Source organism: Uliginosibacterium sangjuense (genome assembly GCF_059132465.1).
In genome coordinates this window covers 758,761-775,000 of record NZ_CP101132.1, presented here as the reverse complement: position 1 = coordinate 775,000, position 16,240 = coordinate 758,761, and the positions used below count along the sequence as shown (strand labels likewise).

Genomic DNA, 16,240 nt, shown 5'->3' with positions numbered 1-16,240 from the left:
TCGATCAACCAACCAATCAAGCACCCACACCTATCGGTTGTCATCTTTTTAAAGAGCGTCTCGCTTGTTTGCGAGAGGTGCGCATTATACACACCTTATTTACTTCGTCAAGCTATTTTTGAAATTTTTATTTCAAACTTTGCTCGACTGTCGCAGACCCAAAACACCGGGACTGCAACCCAACAAAGCCGCTGAACTACACTTCGCCGCCTTGCTGTCTCGCCGCGTCAGCAGCAGAGAAGCGAGATTATGGACACCCCTCGCGCACCTGTCAACACCCTTGGCGCGATTTCTTCAAATTTCTTCGCAACGCAGCATCGGTCCAGACTTGGCGCTCTACGGAGCTCTTGGCTGACAACCGGCAGAAAGCGGCGGTACGGGGTTGTCGTATATGTATTGGTGCGGGAGATCCTCCGGTGACGCGGCGTCGATCCGCACTCTCGGGCGCCTGCAACCGCTCAACTAAGTCACGAATTTTGTTAGACTTTTTTACCTAACCAGATCAGAAGTCTACGATGCCATTTTCCGGTTCGATTGAAGTGCACGCCCGACGCTTGGCCGAGAAGTGCTTGCAGCTAGCCCGGCACCCATTAGCTTGGGCCGCCGTTCTTGGAAGCAGCGCCGCAGTGACGGCGGTAGCAGTCGCCGTTCCACAGGAGCTACAGCCTCCTGTGTCTGCCGTGTCGCTGATGCTGCGCCACCCCGACGAGGGCGTCTTGTCGCTCGATGAGAGTCCTTTTACGCACAGTACGACCGTCCAGAGCCAAGACACGATCGCAACCGTGTTGGCGCGCCTTGCTGTCAATGATGATGAGGCGTTGCGTTTCATCGCCATTTCTCGCGAGACGCAAAGCTTGGTGCGTAGCCTGAGGCCCGGCATGCAACTCATGAGCAGCACAGACCGCAACGGCAGGCTGATCTCGCTGAGCGTGCCAGGTTCGGGGTCGGCAGAGACCCTTGTTCTGCGGCGTACTGACAGCGGGTTCACGCTCCAGTCAATCCCCTTGTCTCTGGAGTCAGGCTATCAAACGACATCGGGCGTGATTCGCAGCTCGCTCTTCGCTGCCACCGACGCCGCGGGCTTGCCGGATGAGATCGCGGTCGGGCTGGCAGATATCTTTGGCAGCAAGATCGACTTTCGCCGCGACCTGAGAAAGGGTGATCGCTTCACGGTGCACTATGAGACGCTTACGCTCGAAGGACGTCTTGTGCGCGGTGGGCGCATCCTGGCTGCGGAGTTGATCAATGACGGCCGCCGCCTGACGGCGGTGTGGATGGCGCAGGACGCCAAACGAGGTGAGTATTACAGTGAGGATGGGCGTCCGCTACGCGAAGGATTTCTGCGCTCCCCGCTGGAGTTTTCGCGCGTTACGTCCAGTTTCTCCATGCGGCTACACCCCATCCTGCGCCAATGGCGCACCCATCGTGGCGTGGATTTCGGCGCGCCGACCGGAACGCGTATCCGCGCCTCAGGCGGCGGCACCGTCGGCTTTGTGGGTGTGCAGAACGGCTATGGCAACTTCGTGATCGTCAATCACACCAATGGCATTTCGACGGCCTATGCGCATCTGAGTCGCTTTGCCGCCGGCCTGCGGGTGGGGCAGCGCGTTGAGCAGGGAGAGGTGATCGGTTACGTGGGTCAGACGGGGTGGGCAACAGGCCCGCACCTGCACTATGAGTTCAGGGTCAACGGTAGCCCCAAGGACCCCATGACCGTAGCGCTGCCGACCGCACCGGCGCTGACCGGCGACCGCTTGGCCGCTTTCCGCCAACAAGCTGCGCCATTGCTTGCACAACTCAAAGCGTCCGCCTCGGTGGCCGCCGTGGCTGCCGACTGACTAGCGCGGGCGCAACTCTCACAGAGCAAACGGGCGCCCGCAGGCGCCCGTTTTTTTGCGACTCTTCCGCCCCTGGATCAGACGGAGAACGACGAGCCGCAGCCGCAGGTCGTCGTCGCGTTCGGATTGCGGATGACGAACTGCGAACCCTCCAGGCCGTCGCTGTAGTCGATTTCCGCGCCAACCAGGTATTGGTAGCTCATCGAGTCGATCAGCAGGGTCACCCCGTTTTTGCTCATGGTGGTGTCGTCTTCATTGACGTCTTCATCAAACGTGAAGCCGTACTGGAACCCGGAGCAACCGCCGCCTGAGACGAAAACACGCAGCTTGAGGTTGGGGTTGCCTTCCTCGTCGATCAGTTCCTTGACCTTGTTGGCCGCATTGTCGGTGAAGACCAGCGGTTCGGGCATTTCGGTCATGGCGTTCATGGTGTTGCTCCTAGGGGGGTCACGTATTGATTATCGAACTGGGGGTGAGTTCCGTCAATTTCAAGGCGCACAAAGAAAAACGCCCCGCGAACGGGGCGTTGTCCGAGCAGGCCTCGATCAGGCTTGTTCCTTCTGGGCCGCAGCTGCGCGCGACACCAGCTTTTCCTTGATGCGCGCCGACTTGCCGGAGCGTTCGCGCAGGTAGTACAGCTTGGCGCGACGGACGTCGCCGCGACGCTTCACTTCGATGCTGGCCACCAGCGGGGAGTAGGTCTGGAAGGTACGCTCCACGCCCTCGCCGGACGAGATCTTGCGCACGATGAAGGAGGAATTCAGGCCGCGGTTGCGCTTGGCGATCACGACGCCTTCGTAAGCCTGCAGACGCTCGCGGTTACCTTCCTTGACCTTCACTTGCACGACGACGGTGTCGCCGGGCGCGAATTCGGGAACGGTCTTGCCCAGGCGGGCGATTTCTTCCTGCTCGAGTTGTTGAATCAGGTTCGACATGTGCGTAGCTCCAATCAAAGTTAATGGCCTGTGGCCTCGCACGCAGAGCAGGTCGCCACCTGATGCGTGCCTTTCTGTCTTCCGGTCAATCCTGACCGGACGCTTCGTGCTCACGCCGGAACTCCTCCAGCAAGCGCACATCCTCTCGCGACAAGGCCCGCCTCTCCAACAGGTCGGGCCGCCGCAACCAAGTCCTTCCCAGCGACTGCTTCAATCGCCAGCGCCGGATTTCCGCGTGATTACCTGACATCAACACGGGCGGCACGCCCTGTTCTTCGTACAGTTCGGGCCGCGTGTAGTGCGGGCAATCCAGCAGTCCGTCAGCGAAGGAATCTTCCTGCGCCGAATCGGCATCATTCAAGGCGCCAGGCAGCAGCCTGACCACCGCATCCACCAGCATCATTGCCGGCAACTCTCCGCCGGATACCACAAAATCACCGACAGCGATCTCTTCGTCGACCCAGCCGTCAATCAGACGCTGGTCGATTCCTTCATACCTGCCGCACAGGAGAATCGCCCCTCCCGCCTCGGCCAGACGCACGGCCTGTTCGTGACTGAAGGGGACGCCCTGCGGCGACATGTAGATCACCTTGCCCGCCCGGCCCGACACGGCCTGCCGAGCCGCCTGCGCCGCCTCGATCGCACGTCGCAGCGGCTCAATCAGCATCACCATGCCAGGACCGCCGCCGAAAGGCCGGTCGTCCACCGTCCGGTGCGCGTCCTGCGTGAAGTCGCGCGGGTTCCAGCACTGCAGTTGCCACAAGCCGCGCTCCAGCGCGCGCCTCGAAATTCCGTGCTCACACACGGCCCCAAACATCTCTGGGAACAGGCTCACTGCATCGAAGCGACACAGGTCGCTCACCAGTCCGTTCCCCACTCGACCCGGATGCGCCGCCCGGCGAGATCGACATCCTTGACGTAGGCCGCCACAAACGGAATCAGTCGCTCTTTCTCACCATCGGCCAACTGGAGCACGTCATGCGCCCCGGTTTCGATCAGTCCGGTCACCACCCCCAGCACTACGTCCTGCTGGTTAAGAACTTCGAGGCCAATCAGGTCGGCCCAGTAGTACTCATCCGCCGCCGTACTCGGCCATGCCTCGCGCGGCGCGGCCAGGTACAGACCTTCGAGCGCCTCGGCACCGGAGCGATCGGTGATGCCCATAAAGGACGCCACCAAGCCCTTTCCGTGCGGCTTGCACTCGTCCAGCGAGTACGCCCGCCAAGCAGTGGCGTCGCCCGCATCTGGATCCGCGCCCAACCACCATGTCTTCATGCGCCGCCATTCGACAGGATCGTCGCCGAACGGATGCACATGCACCCAGCCACGCACACCAAAGGGGGTCGCAATCCGCCCCAGTACGATCATGGCGCGCCGACCGGGTTGTCGCTCAGGCGGCAGCCTTGGCGCTTTGCTTGACCAGGCGCTCGACCGTCGGCGACAGTTGGGCGCCGTTCTGCTGCCAGTAGCTCAGACGTTCGCTGTTGATCGACAGACCCACGTCCTTGCCCGATGCCACCGGGTTGTAGAAGCCCACGCGCTCGATGAAACGGCCATCACGGCGGTTACGCGAGTCAGTGGCAACGATGTTGAAGAAGGGGCGGCCCTTGGAGCCACCACGCGAAAGACGAATCACGACCATGATAAATCCCGTTCTGTGAAGCGGAAAAACCCGGCATTCTAAGCGAGAGCGCCAGTTAACTCAAGCACTTGAGCAATGCCTGCGTCAGACATACCGCCGCCGCCTGGCGAAGTGCCCGATGGCCCGGCTGCGCAAGGGCTGGGCGATGCAATAGAATGGGGCGATCCTGACACTCGGCCCCGGCGCTGCCTCCTGAACATGACCGCCGCCTTATCCAGCAGCGACGCGACCTCTGCGATCCTGGACTGGCTCACTTCGCCGCCCTCGCTTGACAACGGGGAGGACACACGCGCCCTGAGCGCGCAACTGGCCGCTATCTATGCGCCGGGGATCACGCATGCGCAGTTCCATCGCTGCATTGAGCTGTTCTACAGCCGGGCGCTACGCCTATGCAGTGAGTTCCGGCGTGAGCTGCGCGGCGCGGCCTTGCCGCTGCCCCAGCCGCAAAGTCAGGACGTGCGCCTGCTACTGGACGCCCTGCTTCGCATCGCAGAGGGCTTCGAGCGCGTACTCGGGCATGCACGGCAGGGGGCGATCCGCACTCAGCGACGGCTCAACGAGACCGTCTCGGCGCGCGCACTGCGCCTGCTCTCCGAGCACTATGTCATTGCCAACCAGGTCGGCACGGAGCCCGGGCGCTCGCTGTGGCGCGCCACCGGGAAGATGTACCTGCTTTCCCGCACCGAAGCCAATCCCAGTGCGGCCCCGGGCAGCCCCGCGGAAACCTCGCTGTTTGTGCTTAAGCGCCTGCTGGGCCTGATCGCGCTGGAGCCACACTCCCTGTCCGCCGCCGAGCTGGATTGGGCGGCAGAGTACTTGGCGCGCATCTGTGGTCAGATGCATGTACAGGAGGAGCGCCCCAGCTCACTGGACGGCGCCTGGTACTGGATGGATCTGGAGCGTGGCGGCGAGCCGATTGCGTGCCTACGCCGCGAGCCTCCCACCGACAGCAAGACCCTGCTGTTCTTCTCGACCACCGCGCTGGCGCGCCGCGCGGCCGAAGCGCTGGCCCGACATGAAGGTGGCCGAGCCAATCTGGAGCTCGAACCCAGCGAGATGTTCCCGGGCGTCCAGCCTGTCTCATTGCTGGGGCGGCTGCGTCAGCGCTGGTCGACGCCCGCCAAGCGGGAGCTGCCGCGCCGCAAACAACAGTACGGTGTGCAGGCCTGCACCGGCCTGCCAGCGATCTGGCAGGTCATCTCCGGGCGCGACTCGGCAGAGAACAGCCTGGTCTCAGAATGGGATGTCACCAATGAGAGCCCCAGCGGCTTCTCCATCATGCATGTGAAGGGCGCCAGCAGTGGCCTGGCTGCTGGGATGGCCATCGCCCTGCGGCGCGACGCTGCGGAACCCTGGAGCCTGTGCGTGGTGCGCTGGTTGCGCAGCGAGAGCCCCGGCGCCATCGAAATGGGCGTGCAGATCGTTTCGCGCGGAGCGATCCCGGTGCAGGTGGGCTTTCGCAACCCTGACCGCAACACGACGATGGTGAAGGCATTGGTGCTGCCGGTGCTGCCGGCCCTGCGCCAGCATCAGGCAGTTTTGGCGCCGAGCGGGACCTACACCTCGCGCCGCTTTTCGCTGGTATCGGACATCGACCGCCTCTACGTGGCGCAAGGCCGGCTGCTGAGCCTGGACATGCAGACCTCGAACGTGGAGCTGTTCCAGTTCGAGATCGACCCTTACCCGCTTTGATTCACTCCGTCGTCGCGCCTGCCCGTCGCCGGCTGGGCTTGCCGCCGGCATGTTCGTGCAGCGTGGCCGCCACGGTGGCACCGAACAGGATCACCAGCCAACTCGAATGCAGCCAGATCAGGAAGATCGGCAGCACGGAAAAAGTGCCATAGACCAGAGTGAAGTTCGGCAGCTTGGACAGGTACAGCCCGAACAGGCGCTGCACCAACACGATGCCGACGCCCGCCACGATGCCCCCCACCACGCTATGCCAGCGCACCAAGGCCTTGTTGGGCACCACGTGGAAGACATAAGCGAACAACACCGACAGCAGGGCGGCCGAGGCGAACTGGTACACCAACTTGGCGACCCAGCGTGGCTCGTCCAACAGGCCCAGCGAGGCCGATACAAACAATGAGGTGACATATACCCCAAGGCCAAACAGCACCGGCCCCAGGGTGAGCGCCAACAGGTAAGCCGGCAAGCGCACATACCAGGGACGCGGGGTATTGATGTGCCAGATGCTGTTGAAAGTACGGTCAATGGTCTGCAAGAGCATCAGCGCAGTGAGGACCAGCAGACCAGTGCCCAGCAAGGTCAGGCCTGCTGCCTTCTGACTGAACTGCAGCGCGTAAGTCGTGATGACCTTGCCGGCACGGTCCGGCAGCAGATTGCGGATCAGGAACTGGCGCACCCCAGCCCCCACGCTCGCGAAAGCGTCAACCTTGCTGGTCACCATGATCATCACAGTCAGCATCGGCACGATCGACAGCAAGGTAGTGAAGGACAGGCTGCCTGCCGTCTGCATGGCACGCACCTCGCGTAGCTTGCGGAACAGATGCTGAGGGAATCGAAAGAGGCGCAGGACGGCCATGGCGGCGGTGATGAGTGGCGGGAACCTATAATGCGCGCCATTCTAATGGCTCAGCGCCCAGACCCGCGCGCAGTGAAACCTTATTCCGACAGATGAAGATGACCCTCCACCGCCTGCAGCAGCTCAGCCTGATGGTTCTTGTCGCCCTGATTGCCTTGGGGCTCGCGATGGAGCTGTGGCTGAGCCCGATCCGGCCCGGCGGCTCCTGGCTCGCACTAAAAGTACTGCCGCTGGTGCTATGCCTGCGCGGCGTGTGGCATGGGCGTCGCTACACTTTTCAGGCACTGAGCCTGCTCGTGTGGCTGTACTTCGCCGAAGGCATCGTGCGGGCCACCAGCGATGGCGGCCCCTCGGCCTGGCTGGGCGGCATTGAGGCCGCGCTGGCGCTGGCGCTGTTCTGCACCTGCGCCGCCTATGCCCGCCTCAGTGCGCCGTCGCGGCAGCGCCCGGGCGCGACCTGATCAAACCGTCTCGCCCTGCGGATCAACGCGCTGCGTGTTGGCATGCAGCTTGTTCAAGGCATTGATGTAAGCCTTGGCCGAGGCCACCAGGATGTCGGTGTCCGCCCCCTGCCCATTGACGATGCGATTGCCATGCGCCAGGCGCACGGTGACCTCACCCTGCGCATCGGTACCGGTGGTGATCGCGTTGACGGAGTACAGCAGCAATTCGGCCTCGCTGCGGGCGACCGTTTCCAGTGCGCGGAACACCGCATCGACCGGCCCCGAACCACTGGATTCGCATTTGTGCTCGGCACCGCCCACCGTGAGCGTCAGCGCGGCAGAAGGCGGCTCGCCGGTTTCCGAGGTGATGCGCGAGGCGACCAATTTGTAATGCTCGGTCTCGGGCGTGACGGCCTCGTCTGACATCAAGGCATGCAGGTCCTCGTCGAAGATTTCCTGCTTCTTGTCGGCCAGCTCCTTGAACCGCGCGAAAGCGTGGTTGAGCTGCTCTTCCGACTCGACACCGATGCCCAGCTCCTGCAGGCGCGCGCGGAAGGCATTGCGCCCCGACAGCTTGCCCAGGGTCAAGCGGTTGGCGGTCCAGCCCACATCCTCGGCGCGCATGATCTCGTAGGTCTCGCGGTGCTTGAGCACGCCGTCCTGGTGGATGCCCGACTCATGCGCGAAGGCATTGGCACCGACGATGGCCTTGTTCGGCTGCACCGGGTAGCCAGTGATCTGCGAAACCAACTTGGAGGCCGGCACGATCTGCGCGGTGTCGATACGTGTCTGTACCGGAAACAGGTCACCGCGCGTACGCACGGCCATCACCACCTCTTCCATCGAGGCGTTGCCGGCGCGCTCGCCTAGACCATTCACGGTGCATTCGACCTGGCGTGCGCCGGCCATCACGGCGGCCAGCGAGTTGGCCACGGCCAGGCCGAGGTCGTTGTGGCAGTGCACCGACCAGATGACCTTGTCCGAATTCGGCACGCGCTCGATGAGCGTGCGGATCACGGCGGCGAACTGCTCCGGCACGTTGTAGCCCACGGTATCCGGCACGTTGATCGTCTTGGCGCCGGCCTTGATGACCTGCTCGAAAATGCGGCACAGGAAGTCGATCTCGGAGCGCCCGGCGTCCTCGGCAGAAAACTCCACGTTGTCGGTGTACTCGCGCGCCCAGCCGATCGCCTTCACGGCCTGCTCGACGACCTGGTCGGGCGTCATGCGCAGCTTCTTCTCCATGTGAATAGGGCTGGTCGCGATGAAGGTGTGGATGCGACCGGACTTAGCGGGACGGATCGCTTCACCGGCGCGCCGGATGTCGTTCTCGTTGGCACGCGCCAGCGAGCAGACGGTGGAGTCCTGCACCGCCTCGGCCACCGCGCGCACGGCTTCGAAGTCGCCGTTGGAAGCGGCGGCGAAGCCGGCCTCGATGACGTCCACGCGCATCTTCTCGAGCTGGCGCGCAATGCGCACCTTTTCCTCGCGCGTCATTGAGGCGCCCGGACTTTGCTCACCGTCGCGCAGTGTGGTATCGAAAATGACCAGGTTGTCCTTCATCACTTACTCCTCGGAACCGATGCGCGGTGCGGAAGGCGGCAGCGCCAGCCCGCGCCGGCGACGACGCCAGCGCAACACACTCATGATGTAGCCCGACAAGGCGTAGCAGACAAATACGCCGAACAGCACACCCTGCGGATAGCTCGACACGAACAGCAGCACCACCACGAACAGCAGCGCCATGGCGAAGGGAATCGCGCGCCGCAGGTTGATGTCCTTGCCGCTGTAGAAGAAAACGTTGGAGACCATCGACACGCCGGCAAACACCGTCATGCCGGCGGCAAAGTAGCGCACGTCCTGACCGGCAATGCCGTTGTCTATCATCAGCCAGACGAAGCCTGTCACCAACGCAGCCGCCGCCGGGCTGGGCAAGCCTTGGAAGAAGCGCTTGTCGACGACGGCGATGTTGGTGTTGAAACGCGCCAGGCGCAGCGCGGCGGCCGCGCAGTAGACGAAGGCGGCGATCCAGCCCAGCTTGCCCATGTCGCGCAGGGCCCATTCGTAGGTCACCAGCGCGGGCGCGGCGCCGAAGGACACCATGTCGGCCAGCGAGTCGTACTCGGCGCCAAAGGCACTCTGCGTATTGGTCATACGCGCCACACGACCGTCCAGACTGTCCAGCACCATGGCGATGAAGATCGCCTGGGCGGCCTGATCGAAATGCCCGTTCATGGCCTGCACGATGGCGTAGAAGCCGCAGAACAGGCAGCCAGTAGTGAACAGGTTGGGCAGGATGTAGATCCCGCGGCGACGCTTTTCGGCGCCGATGATGGTTTTAGGACTCGGCACGCTGGTGCTCCAAGATGACTGACGTTGTCGGGACCACGTTCAGGCTCGCGGGTTCCGCGCGACGCGCACGAATGCGGCGCGCCTTGTCGATGCGCAAGACGGGTCCGTCCGGGCGCCAATTGTAGCCGCAGGCGAGCCCTCAGGCGCCTGAGGCAAACACGGTATCGCCCAGATAACGCTCTAGGGACTGGATGAACAGGCGCACGCGCGGCGGGACGTGGCGCGTATCAGGGTAGACGGCATGGATGGTCTTGAGCGGCAGCGTCCAGTCCTCCAGCACGCGCACCAGATCGCCACGCTGCAGGTCGTGCATGCAGTCGAACTCGGTCACCGCGCTGAGGCCCGCGCCTTCGCGCAACAAGGCTTGCAAGGCGGCCGGGTTGTCGGCCTTGACACGACCCGAGGTGTGCACCGTGACTTCGTCTTCCCCCTTGCTGAAAGTCCAGGTGTAAGGCGAGGCGATGCGCGAGAACGCGACCCAGCTATGGTTGGCCAGGTCTTCCGGGACTTCGGGGTGTCCGTGTCGCGCGAGATAGGCCGGCGCGCCCACCACGAAGCGGCGGAACTGCCCGATGTTGCGCGCATGCAGGCTGGAGTCGCGCAGCGGGCTGTAGCGCACGGCCACGTCGACACGATGCACGACCAGATCCAGGGTGTCGTCCGTCACCATCAGGTCGACATGCAGGCGCGGATACTCGGCAGCGAAGCGGGCCAGGAAAGGACCAATGACATGCTGGCCGAAGCCGGTCGACACCATCACGCGCAGCAGGCCCTGCGGTTGGCTTTCGACCTCGGTGAGGTTCTCCAGGACACCCTCGAGCTGCAACAGCAGGGGCGCGCAGTCGGCATACAAGCGCTGCCCACCCTCGGTAGGCACCACGCGCCGCGTATTGCGCGTGAACAGCGACATATGCAGCTCGGACTCCAGGCGCGCGATCTGTTGGCTCACATGCGTTTTGGCGACGCCCATGCGCTTGGCAGCTGCGGTGAAACCACCCGACTCCATGACGCGCAGAAAGATGATGAGCCGGTTCAGATCGACGGACGGGAGTTCCATGCCTGCCACCACGTGAGTCCGGAACGCCACCCGGGCGGGCGGCAAGAAAGGGGCCGGTGATCAGCCGGCCCCGACACTGCTTCTGACTGCTTAGTTCTTGCTCTGGTCGACCAGCTTGTTCTTGGCAATCCAGGGCATCATGCCGCGCAACTGGCTGCCGACCGTCTCGATCGGATGCACGGCGTTCAGGCGACGACGCGCCGTCATGGCCGGGTAGTTGGTCTTGCCTTCCTGGATGAACATCTTGGCGTATTCGCCGGTCTGGATGCGCTTGAGCGCGTTGCGCATGGCTTCGCGCGACTGGGCGTTGATGACTTCCGGACCCGTCACATACTCGCCGTACTCGGCGTTGTTCGAGATCGAGTAGTTCATGTTGGCGATGCCGCCTTCATACATCAGGTCGACGATCAGCTTGAGCTCGTGCAGGCACTCGAAGTAGGCCATCTCGGGCGCGTAGCCGGCTTCCACCAGCGTCTCGAAGCCCATCTTCACCAGCTCCACGGCGCCGCCGCACAGCACGGCCTGCTCGCCGAACAGATCGGTTTCAGTCTCTTCGCGGAAGTCGGTCTCGATCACGCCACCCTTGGTGCCGCCGTTGGCTGCGGCGTAGGACAGCGCGATGTCCTTGGCACGGCCGGACTTGTCTTGGTAGACCGCAATCAGCGAGGGCACGCCGCCACCCTTGAGGTATTCGGAACGCACGGTGTGGCCCGGGCCCTTGGGGGCGACCATGATCACGTCGAGGTCAGCGCGCGGCACGACCTGGTTGTAGTGAATGTTGAAGCCGTGGGCGAAAGCCAGCGTCGCGCCCTGCTTGATGTTCGGCTCGACGTTGTTCTTGTAGACCTCGGGGATGTTCTCGTCCGGCAGCAGGATCATCACGACGTCGGCACTCTTCACCGCCTCGTTCACTTCGGCCACCTTGATGCCGGCCGCTTCGACCTTGGCCCAGGACGCGCCGCCCTTACGCAGGCCGACGGTCACATTGACGCCCGAATCACGCAGGTTCTGCGCATGCGCGTGACCTTGCGAACCGTAACCCACGATGGTGACCTGCTTGCCCTTGATGAGGGAGAGATCGGCGTCCTTGTCGTAATAGACCTTCATTGCATTTCCTTTCGAGTGAGGAGTGTAGGAGGTGTGAGGAGGCCGAATCTGCGGGGCCGCCTCCGCACGCCTCACTAGATTTTCAGTACGCGCTCGCCGCGGCCGATGCCGCACACGCCCGAGCGCACGGTTTCCAGGATGAGTTCGCTGTCGATGGCGCTGACGAAGGAATCCAGTTTGTCCTGGGTTCCGGTCAGCTCGATGACATAGCTGGTCTCGGTGACGTCGATGATGCGCCCGCGGAAGATGTCCGCCATGCGCTTCATCTCCTCGCGGTCCTTGCCGACGGCGCGTACCTTGATGAGCATCAGCTCGCGCTCCACGTGCGCGGCCTCCGAGATATCCACCACCTTGACCACCTCGATCAGCTTGTTGAGCTGCTTGGTGATCTGCTCGATCGTGTCGTCAGATCCGGTGGTGATGATCGTCATGCGCGACATGGAAGCGTCTTCAGTCGGCGCGACGGTCAGGGATTCGATGTTGTAGCCACGGGCGGAGAACAGCCCGGAGACGCGCGACAGCGCACCCGATTCGTTCTCCAGCAGCAGGGAAATGATATGTCGCATGGTGTCGGCGTCCTTACAGGTCTTCGGCCAGGATCATCTCGGTCAGGCCCTTGCCACCCTGGACCATCGGATAGACGTTCTCGGTCGGGTCCACCTGGAAGTCGATGAACACCAGCTCGTCCTTGTGCTTGATGAAGGCATCGCGCAGCGCAGCCTCCACATCGCCGGGCTTGGTGACCTGGATGCCGATGTGGCCATAGGCCTGCGCCAGCTTGGCGAAGTCCGGCAGCGAATCCATGTAGGACTCGGAGTAGCGGTTGCCATGGAAGAACTCCTGCCACTGGCGCACCATGCCGAGGTAGCGGTTGTTCAGGCTCAGCACCTTGATCGGCATGCGGTACTGCTTGCAGGTCGACAGTTCCTGGATGCACATCTGCACCGAACCTTCGCCGGTGATCACCGCCACCGGCTTGCCCGGGTGCGCCAACTGGATGCCCATGGCGGCGGGAATGCCAAAGCCCATGGTGCCCAGGCCACCCGAGGTGACCCAGCGGCGCGGCTCGTCAAAGCCGTAGTACTGCGCCGCCCACATCTGGTGCTGGCCCACGTCGGTCGCCACGAAGGCTTCGCCCTGGGTGACTTCCCACAGCTTCTGCACCACGAACTGCGGCTTGATGACCTCGTCCGAGTTGCGGAAGTTCATGCATTGCTTGGCGCGCCACTCCTCTATCTGGCGCCACCAGGCGGCCGTGTTGTCGGGATTCGGGCGCTCGGCTTCGATCAGGCGCGCCAGCTCTTCCAGCACTTCCTTCACGTCGCCGACGATGGGCACATCAACCTTGACGCGCTTGGAGATCGACGAAGGATCAATGTCGATGTGGATGATCTTGCGCGGCTCAGCCTGGAAATGCTTCGGATCGCCGATCACGCGATCGTCAAAGCGGGCCCCCACTGCCAGCAGCACGTCGCAGTAATGCATCGACATGTTGGCTTCGTAGGTGCCGTGCATGCCCAGCATGCCGACGAACTGCTTGTCCGAGGCCGGGTAACCACCCAACCCCATCAGCGTGTTGGTGACCGGGAAGCCCAGCTTGCGCGCCAGCGCGGTGAGTTCCTTGGCCGCATTCGACAGCACCACGCCACCGCCGGTGTAAATCATCGGGCGCTTGGCTTCCAACAGCAGTTGGGCGGCCTTCTTGATCTGGCCGTGATGGCCCTTGACGGTCGGATTGTAGGAGCGCAGCGAGACCGATTCCGGATAGGCAAACTCGCATTTCTGCGCCGTCACATCCTTCGGAATGTCCACCAGCACCGGGCCGGGACGGCCGGTCTGCGCAATATAGAAAGCCTTCTTGATCGTCGACGCGATGTCCTTGACGTCCTTGACCAGGAAGTTATGTTTCACGCAGGGGCGGGTGATACCGACGGTATCCACTTCCTGGAACGCATCCAGGCCGATGGCTGCAGTCGGCACCTGGCCGCTGATGATCACCATCGGGATCGAGTCCATGTAGGCCGTCGCGATGCCGGTCACCGCATTGGTTGCCCCGGGGCCCGAGGTCACCAGCGCGACGCCAACCTTCTCGGTCGAGCGCGCATAGCCGTCCGCCGCATGCACCGCGGCCTGCTCGTGACGGACGAGCACATGGCGCACCTTGTCCTGCTTGAATAATTCGTCGTAGATGAAGAGGACCGCCCCCCCGGGATAGCCGAAAAGGTACTCGACCTTTTCTTCCTGGAGACACCTCACTACAATCTCTGCTCCGGTTAGGACCATCTCAGCACCCAGATACAGCCATTTAAGAGAACCCGCTACGTTACCGGCGCCGCCCCGATTGGTCAAGGCAGCGACGGGTTCCGGGCGCCCCGACAAGCGAGCTGACACTGGCTTCACGCACCGAACTTTCCGACTTCCTGGCCGCCGTCGAACGTCGCGCCTTCCGCCAGGCGCAGTTCGCCCTGCGGGACGAGGAAGCCGCGCTGGACGTGGTCCAGGATGCAATGATGAAGTTGGCCGAGAAATACGGCCAGCGGCCGGCAGAAGAGCTGCCGCTGCTGTTCCAGCGCATCCTGCAGAACGCGATCCGCGACTATATGCGGCGTGCCAAGGTCCGCAACATGTGGACCACGCTGCTGTCAGCGTTTACCCGCGAAGACGACGAAGACAGCGACCCGCTGGAAACTCTCACCGCCCATGCCGGGTCAGAGTCGCGGGAAACCCCGCACGACCAGTTCTCGCAACGCCAGACCCTGGCCCTGATCGAACGCGAGATAGAAAGGCTACCGGCACGTCAACGCGAAGCCTTTCTGCTGCGTTACTGGGAGGAACTGGACATTGCAGAGACCGCAGCGGCGATGGGATGCTCGGAAGGCAGTGTGAAGACCCATTGCTCGCGCGCCACGCATACGCTGGCTGCAGCACTGAAGGACAGAGGGATCGAGTTATGAACGAACAGCTTTTCGGCCTGAAGGTCCGCAACAAGCTCAATACACAACTGCTGGCCACGCCACCCGAAGTGGCGGATCGCCTGTTCCAGGCGCGCCAGGCTGCGCTTGCGCGCCACCAGCGGGTAGCCGCTGGATTTTCGCTCGCCGGCGTAGGTATCCGCATCGCCAGTGGCTGGAGTGACTACGCCCGCCAGATGCTGCTGGCCCTGGTACTGATCAGCGCAGTCTTCATTGCCGATGACTTGCTTACGCAAGAACGCGCCGAGGAGCTCAGTGAGATCGATAGCGCGCTGCTGGCCGACGATCTGCCGATTTCCGCTTACCTGGATCGCGGTTTCGACACATGGCTGCACGCTCCCGACTCGCGCTGAGTCTGCTCGCCTGTCTGTCCGCCGCCGTGCTGGCGGCAGGCCCCAGCGCGCCGCCCCCAGCCGCGGGCGCCCCCAACTGGCAGCAATTGAGTCCGGCGCAGAAGCAAACGCTCAAACCGCTTGAGCGCGAGTGGAACAGCCTGGACGACACCCGCCGCCGCAAATGGATCAGTATTGCCGACCGCTATCCGGCGATGACCCCGCAGGAGCAACAACGCCTGCAGGAACGCATGGGGGAATGGGTCGAACTAAGCCCTAGCGACCGCCAGAAGGCGCGTGCACAGTACAACCGCTTGCGCACGGCACCGCCTGAGGAGCGCCGCGCGCTGGAACAAAAATGGCGCGACTATGACGCGCTGCCAGGCGAGGAAAAACAGCGCCTGAAATCCGCACCCAAGCCAGTCACGCCGGTCGCCTCGACGCCCATGCCAAAGCCGGCCGTAGTCGCTCCGCCCCGCAAAACAGCGCCGCCGGCCAAGCCGACGACGACTGCCCGCAAAGAAAACGCGCAATGACCGACCTGACCGCCCTCCCTGCGGCCTCCCAGCGGCCGCAGGTCGAACTCGCCTCCTTGCGCCGTCGCCTCGCCAGCATGCTGTACGAGAGCCTGCCAGCCTTTGGTGTCATCGTGGTCGGAGGCCTGGCTCCGCAGACGGCGCTGGGCCTGGCCTTCGGTCTGAGCGTGCCGGGAGGCTGGCTGTGGCTGCACCTGTTCCTGCTGCTGGGCCTCTACTTCGTGGGCGTTTGGCGCTACAACGGGCAGTCGCTGGCCATGCAGACCTGGAGCATGCAACTGGTGGATGCCGAGAGCGGCAAGCGCCCCAGCCTGCGCCAGTTGCTGATCCGCTACCTCGCGGCTTGGCCCTCTTTGCTGCTGATCCTCAGCGGCGTTGGCGTCCTGTGGGCGGCCTTCGTCGATCGCGATCGCCAGTTTCTGCATGACCGTCTGGCCGGCACAGCACTGGTGGCGTTGCCGCGGCAGCGCCGCTGAATCAG

Annotated in this window: 19 protein-coding genes; 7 read left to right on the top strand and 12 right to left on the bottom strand. The window is 63.3% G+C overall.

The window, feature by feature from the left end; genetic code table 11:
* Positions 1-689 precede the first annotated feature (689 nt).
* Positions 690-1,838 carry a M23 family metallopeptidase gene (locus NMB43_RS03570; RefSeq protein WP_494352107.1) on the top strand — a complete coding sequence of 383 codons (1,149 nt, stop codon included), beginning with the start codon at positions 690-692 and terminating at the stop codon, positions 1,836-1,838.
* A gap of 77 nt (positions 1,839-1,915) precedes the next feature.
* Here the strand turns inward: NMB43_RS03570 and erpA are convergent, their stop codons facing one another.
* The 5 genes from erpA to rpsP form a co-directional block, all read right to left on the bottom strand.
* Positions 1,916-2,266 (bottom strand): iron-sulfur cluster insertion protein ErpA, encoded by a 351-nt coding sequence (gene erpA, locus NMB43_RS03565; RefSeq protein WP_494350787.1) that lies wholly within the window; start codon positions 2,264-2,266, stop codon positions 1,916-1,918.
* 117 nt (positions 2,267-2,383) lie between these two features.
* A complete protein-coding gene (gene rplS, locus NMB43_RS03560) occupies positions 2,384-2,773 on the bottom strand; it encodes a 50S ribosomal protein L19 (protein ID WP_494350786.1) in 390 nt (129 codons plus the stop codon).
* Positions 2,774-2,858: 85 nt separating this feature from the next.
* A complete protein-coding gene (gene trmD / locus NMB43_RS03555; RefSeq protein WP_494352106.1) occupies positions 2,859-3,590 on the bottom strand; it encodes a tRNA (guanosine(37)-N1)-methyltransferase TrmD in 732 nt (243 codons plus the stop codon).
* Positions 3,591-3,631: 41 nt separating this feature from the next.
* Positions 3,632-4,141, bottom strand: a complete 510-nt coding sequence (gene rimM, locus NMB43_RS03550; protein WP_494350785.1) for a ribosome maturation factor RimM — start codon at positions 4,139-4,141, stop codon at positions 3,632-3,634.
* Positions 4,142-4,163: 22 nt separating this feature from the next.
* Entirely contained in the window at positions 4,164-4,415 is a 252-nt protein-coding gene (rpsP, locus tag NMB43_RS03545; RefSeq protein ID WP_494350784.1) for a 30S ribosomal protein S16, read from the bottom strand.
* Between the two features lie 198 nt (positions 4,416-4,613).
* On the opposite strand from rpsP, the gene NMB43_RS03540 reads away from it, so the two are divergent.
* Positions 4,614-6,107, top strand: coding sequence for a cyclic-di-GMP receptor FimW-related protein (locus NMB43_RS03540; protein ID WP_494350783.1), 1,494 nt, complete (start codon positions 4,614-4,616; stop codon positions 6,105-6,107).
* A 1-nt stretch (position 6,108) separates the two neighbouring features.
* On the opposite strand, the gene NMB43_RS03535 is transcribed toward NMB43_RS03540, so the two are convergent.
* Entirely contained in the window at positions 6,109-6,960 is an 852-nt protein-coding gene (locus tag NMB43_RS03535; RefSeq protein ID WP_494350782.1) for a YihY family inner membrane protein, read from the bottom strand.
* Between the two features lie 92 nt (positions 6,961-7,052).
* On the opposite strand from NMB43_RS03535, the gene NMB43_RS03530 reads away from it, so the two are divergent.
* On the top strand, positions 7,053-7,421 hold the full coding sequence (locus tag NMB43_RS03530) for a DUF2069 domain-containing protein (protein WP_494350781.1): 369 nt from the start codon (positions 7,053-7,055) through the stop codon (positions 7,419-7,421).
* On the opposite strand, the gene NMB43_RS03525 is transcribed toward NMB43_RS03530, so the two are convergent.
* The 6 genes from NMB43_RS03525 to NMB43_RS03500 all read right to left on the bottom strand — a co-directional run bounded on the left by NMB43_RS03525 (position 7,422) and on the right by NMB43_RS03500 (position 14,202).
* Positions 7,422-8,966 (bottom strand): 2-isopropylmalate synthase, encoded by a 1,545-nt coding sequence (locus tag NMB43_RS03525; protein ID WP_494350780.1) that lies wholly within the window; start codon positions 8,964-8,966, stop codon positions 7,422-7,424.
* A 3-nt stretch (positions 8,967-8,969) separates the two neighbouring features.
* Entirely contained in the window at positions 8,970-9,755 is a 786-nt protein-coding gene (gene pssA, locus NMB43_RS03520) for a CDP-diacylglycerol--serine O-phosphatidyltransferase (protein ID WP_494350779.1), read from the bottom strand.
* 139 nt (positions 9,756-9,894) lie between these two features.
* Complete coding sequence (locus NMB43_RS03515; protein ID WP_494350778.1) at positions 9,895-10,812, bottom strand: LysR family transcriptional regulator; 918 nt, start codon at positions 10,810-10,812, stop codon at positions 9,895-9,897.
* Positions 10,813-10,902: 90 nt separating this feature from the next.
* Complete coding sequence (gene ilvC / locus NMB43_RS03510) at positions 10,903-11,919, bottom strand: ketol-acid reductoisomerase (protein WP_494350777.1); 1,017 nt, start codon at positions 11,917-11,919, stop codon at positions 10,903-10,905.
* 74 nt (positions 11,920-11,993) lie between these two features.
* Positions 11,994-12,485: an acetolactate synthase small subunit gene (gene ilvN / locus NMB43_RS03505; protein ID WP_494350776.1), complete on the bottom strand. Its 492-nt coding sequence runs from the start codon at positions 12,483-12,485 to the stop codon at positions 11,994-11,996.
* 13 nt (positions 12,486-12,498) lie between these two features.
* Positions 12,499-14,202 (bottom strand): acetolactate synthase 3 catalytic subunit, encoded by a 1,704-nt coding sequence (locus tag NMB43_RS03500; RefSeq protein ID WP_494350775.1) that lies wholly within the window; start codon positions 14,200-14,202, stop codon positions 12,499-12,501.
* A gap of 101 nt (positions 14,203-14,303) precedes the next feature.
* Between NMB43_RS03500 and NMB43_RS03495 the strand changes: the two genes are divergently transcribed.
* Genes NMB43_RS03495 through NMB43_RS03480 form a run of 4 tightly spaced genes read left to right on the top strand, consistent with a single transcriptional unit; the run spans position 14,304 to position 16,235 of the window.
* Positions 14,304-14,873: an RNA polymerase sigma factor gene (locus NMB43_RS03495; protein WP_494352105.1), complete on the top strand. Its 570-nt coding sequence runs from the start codon at positions 14,304-14,306 to the stop codon at positions 14,871-14,873.
* The gene (locus tag NMB43_RS03490) at positions 14,870-15,244 is read left to right on the top strand and encodes a DUF3619 family protein (protein ID WP_494350774.1); all 375 of its coding nucleotides are present in this window, start codon (positions 14,870-14,872) and stop codon (positions 15,242-15,244) included. The genes NMB43_RS03495 and NMB43_RS03490 overlap by 4 nt, the downstream gene beginning before the upstream one ends.
* The gene (locus NMB43_RS03485; RefSeq protein WP_494350773.1) at positions 15,217-15,759 is read left to right on the top strand and encodes a DUF3106 domain-containing protein; all 543 of its coding nucleotides are present in this window, start codon (positions 15,217-15,219) and stop codon (positions 15,757-15,759) included. The genes NMB43_RS03490 and NMB43_RS03485 overlap by 28 nt, the downstream gene beginning before the upstream one ends.
* A complete protein-coding gene (locus NMB43_RS03480) occupies positions 15,756-16,235 on the top strand; it encodes an RDD family protein (protein ID WP_494350772.1) in 480 nt (159 codons plus the stop codon). The genes NMB43_RS03485 and NMB43_RS03480 overlap by 4 nt, the downstream gene beginning before the upstream one ends.
* Positions 16,236-16,240: the final 5 nt, after the last annotated feature.

Coding starts and splice junctions, on each gene's coding strand:
- NMB43_RS03570 (WP_494352107.1), top strand. CDS start 690: ATGCTGCGCCACCCCGACGAGGGCGTCTTGTCGCTCGATGAGAGTCCT.
- erpA (WP_494350787.1), bottom strand. CDS start 2,266: ATGAACGCCATGACCGAAATGCCCGAACCGCTGGTCTTCACCGACAAT.
- rplS (WP_494350786.1), bottom strand. CDS start 2,773: ATGTCGAACCTGATTCAACAACTCGAGCAGGAAGAAATCGCCCGCCTG.
- trmD (WP_494352106.1), bottom strand. CDS start 3,590: ATGTTTGGGGCCGTGTGTGAGCACGGAATTTCGAGGCGCGCGCTGGAG.
- rimM (WP_494350785.1), bottom strand. CDS start 4,141: ATGATCGTACTGGGGCGGATTGCGACCCCCTTTGGTGTGCGTGGCTGG.
- rpsP (WP_494350784.1), bottom strand. CDS start 4,415: ATGGTCGTGATTCGTCTTTCGCGTGGTGGCTCCAAGGGCCGCCCCTTC.
- NMB43_RS03540 (WP_494350783.1), top strand. CDS start 4,614: ATGACCGCCGCCTTATCCAGCAGCGACGCGACCTCTGCGATCCTGGAC.
- NMB43_RS03535 (WP_494350782.1), bottom strand. CDS start 6,960: ATGGCCGTCCTGCGCCTCTTTCGATTCCCTCAGCATCTGTTCCGCAAG.
- NMB43_RS03530 (WP_494350781.1), top strand. CDS start 7,053: ATGAAGATGACCCTCCACCGCCTGCAGCAGCTCAGCCTGATGGTTCTT.
- NMB43_RS03525 (WP_494350780.1), bottom strand. CDS start 8,966: ATGAAGGACAACCTGGTCATTTTCGATACCACACTGCGCGACGGTGAG.
- NMB43_RS03515 (WP_494350778.1), bottom strand. CDS start 10,812: ATGGAACTCCCGTCCGTCGATCTGAACCGGCTCATCATCTTTCTGCGC.
- ilvC (WP_494350777.1), bottom strand. CDS start 11,919: ATGAAGGTCTATTACGACAAGGACGCCGATCTCTCCCTCATCAAGGGC.
- ilvN (WP_494350776.1), bottom strand. CDS start 12,485: ATGCGACATATCATTTCCCTGCTGCTGGAGAACGAATCGGGTGCGCTG.
- NMB43_RS03500 (WP_494350775.1), bottom strand. CDS start 14,202: ATGGTCCTAACCGGAGCAGAGATTGTAGTGAGGTGTCTCCAGGAAGAA.
- NMB43_RS03490 (WP_494350774.1), top strand. CDS start 14,870: ATGAACGAACAGCTTTTCGGCCTGAAGGTCCGCAACAAGCTCAATACA.
- NMB43_RS03485 (WP_494350773.1), top strand. CDS start 15,217: ATGGCTGCACGCTCCCGACTCGCGCTGAGTCTGCTCGCCTGTCTGTCC.
- NMB43_RS03480 (WP_494350772.1), top strand. CDS start 15,756: ATGACCGACCTGACCGCCCTCCCTGCGGCCTCCCAGCGGCCGCAGGTC.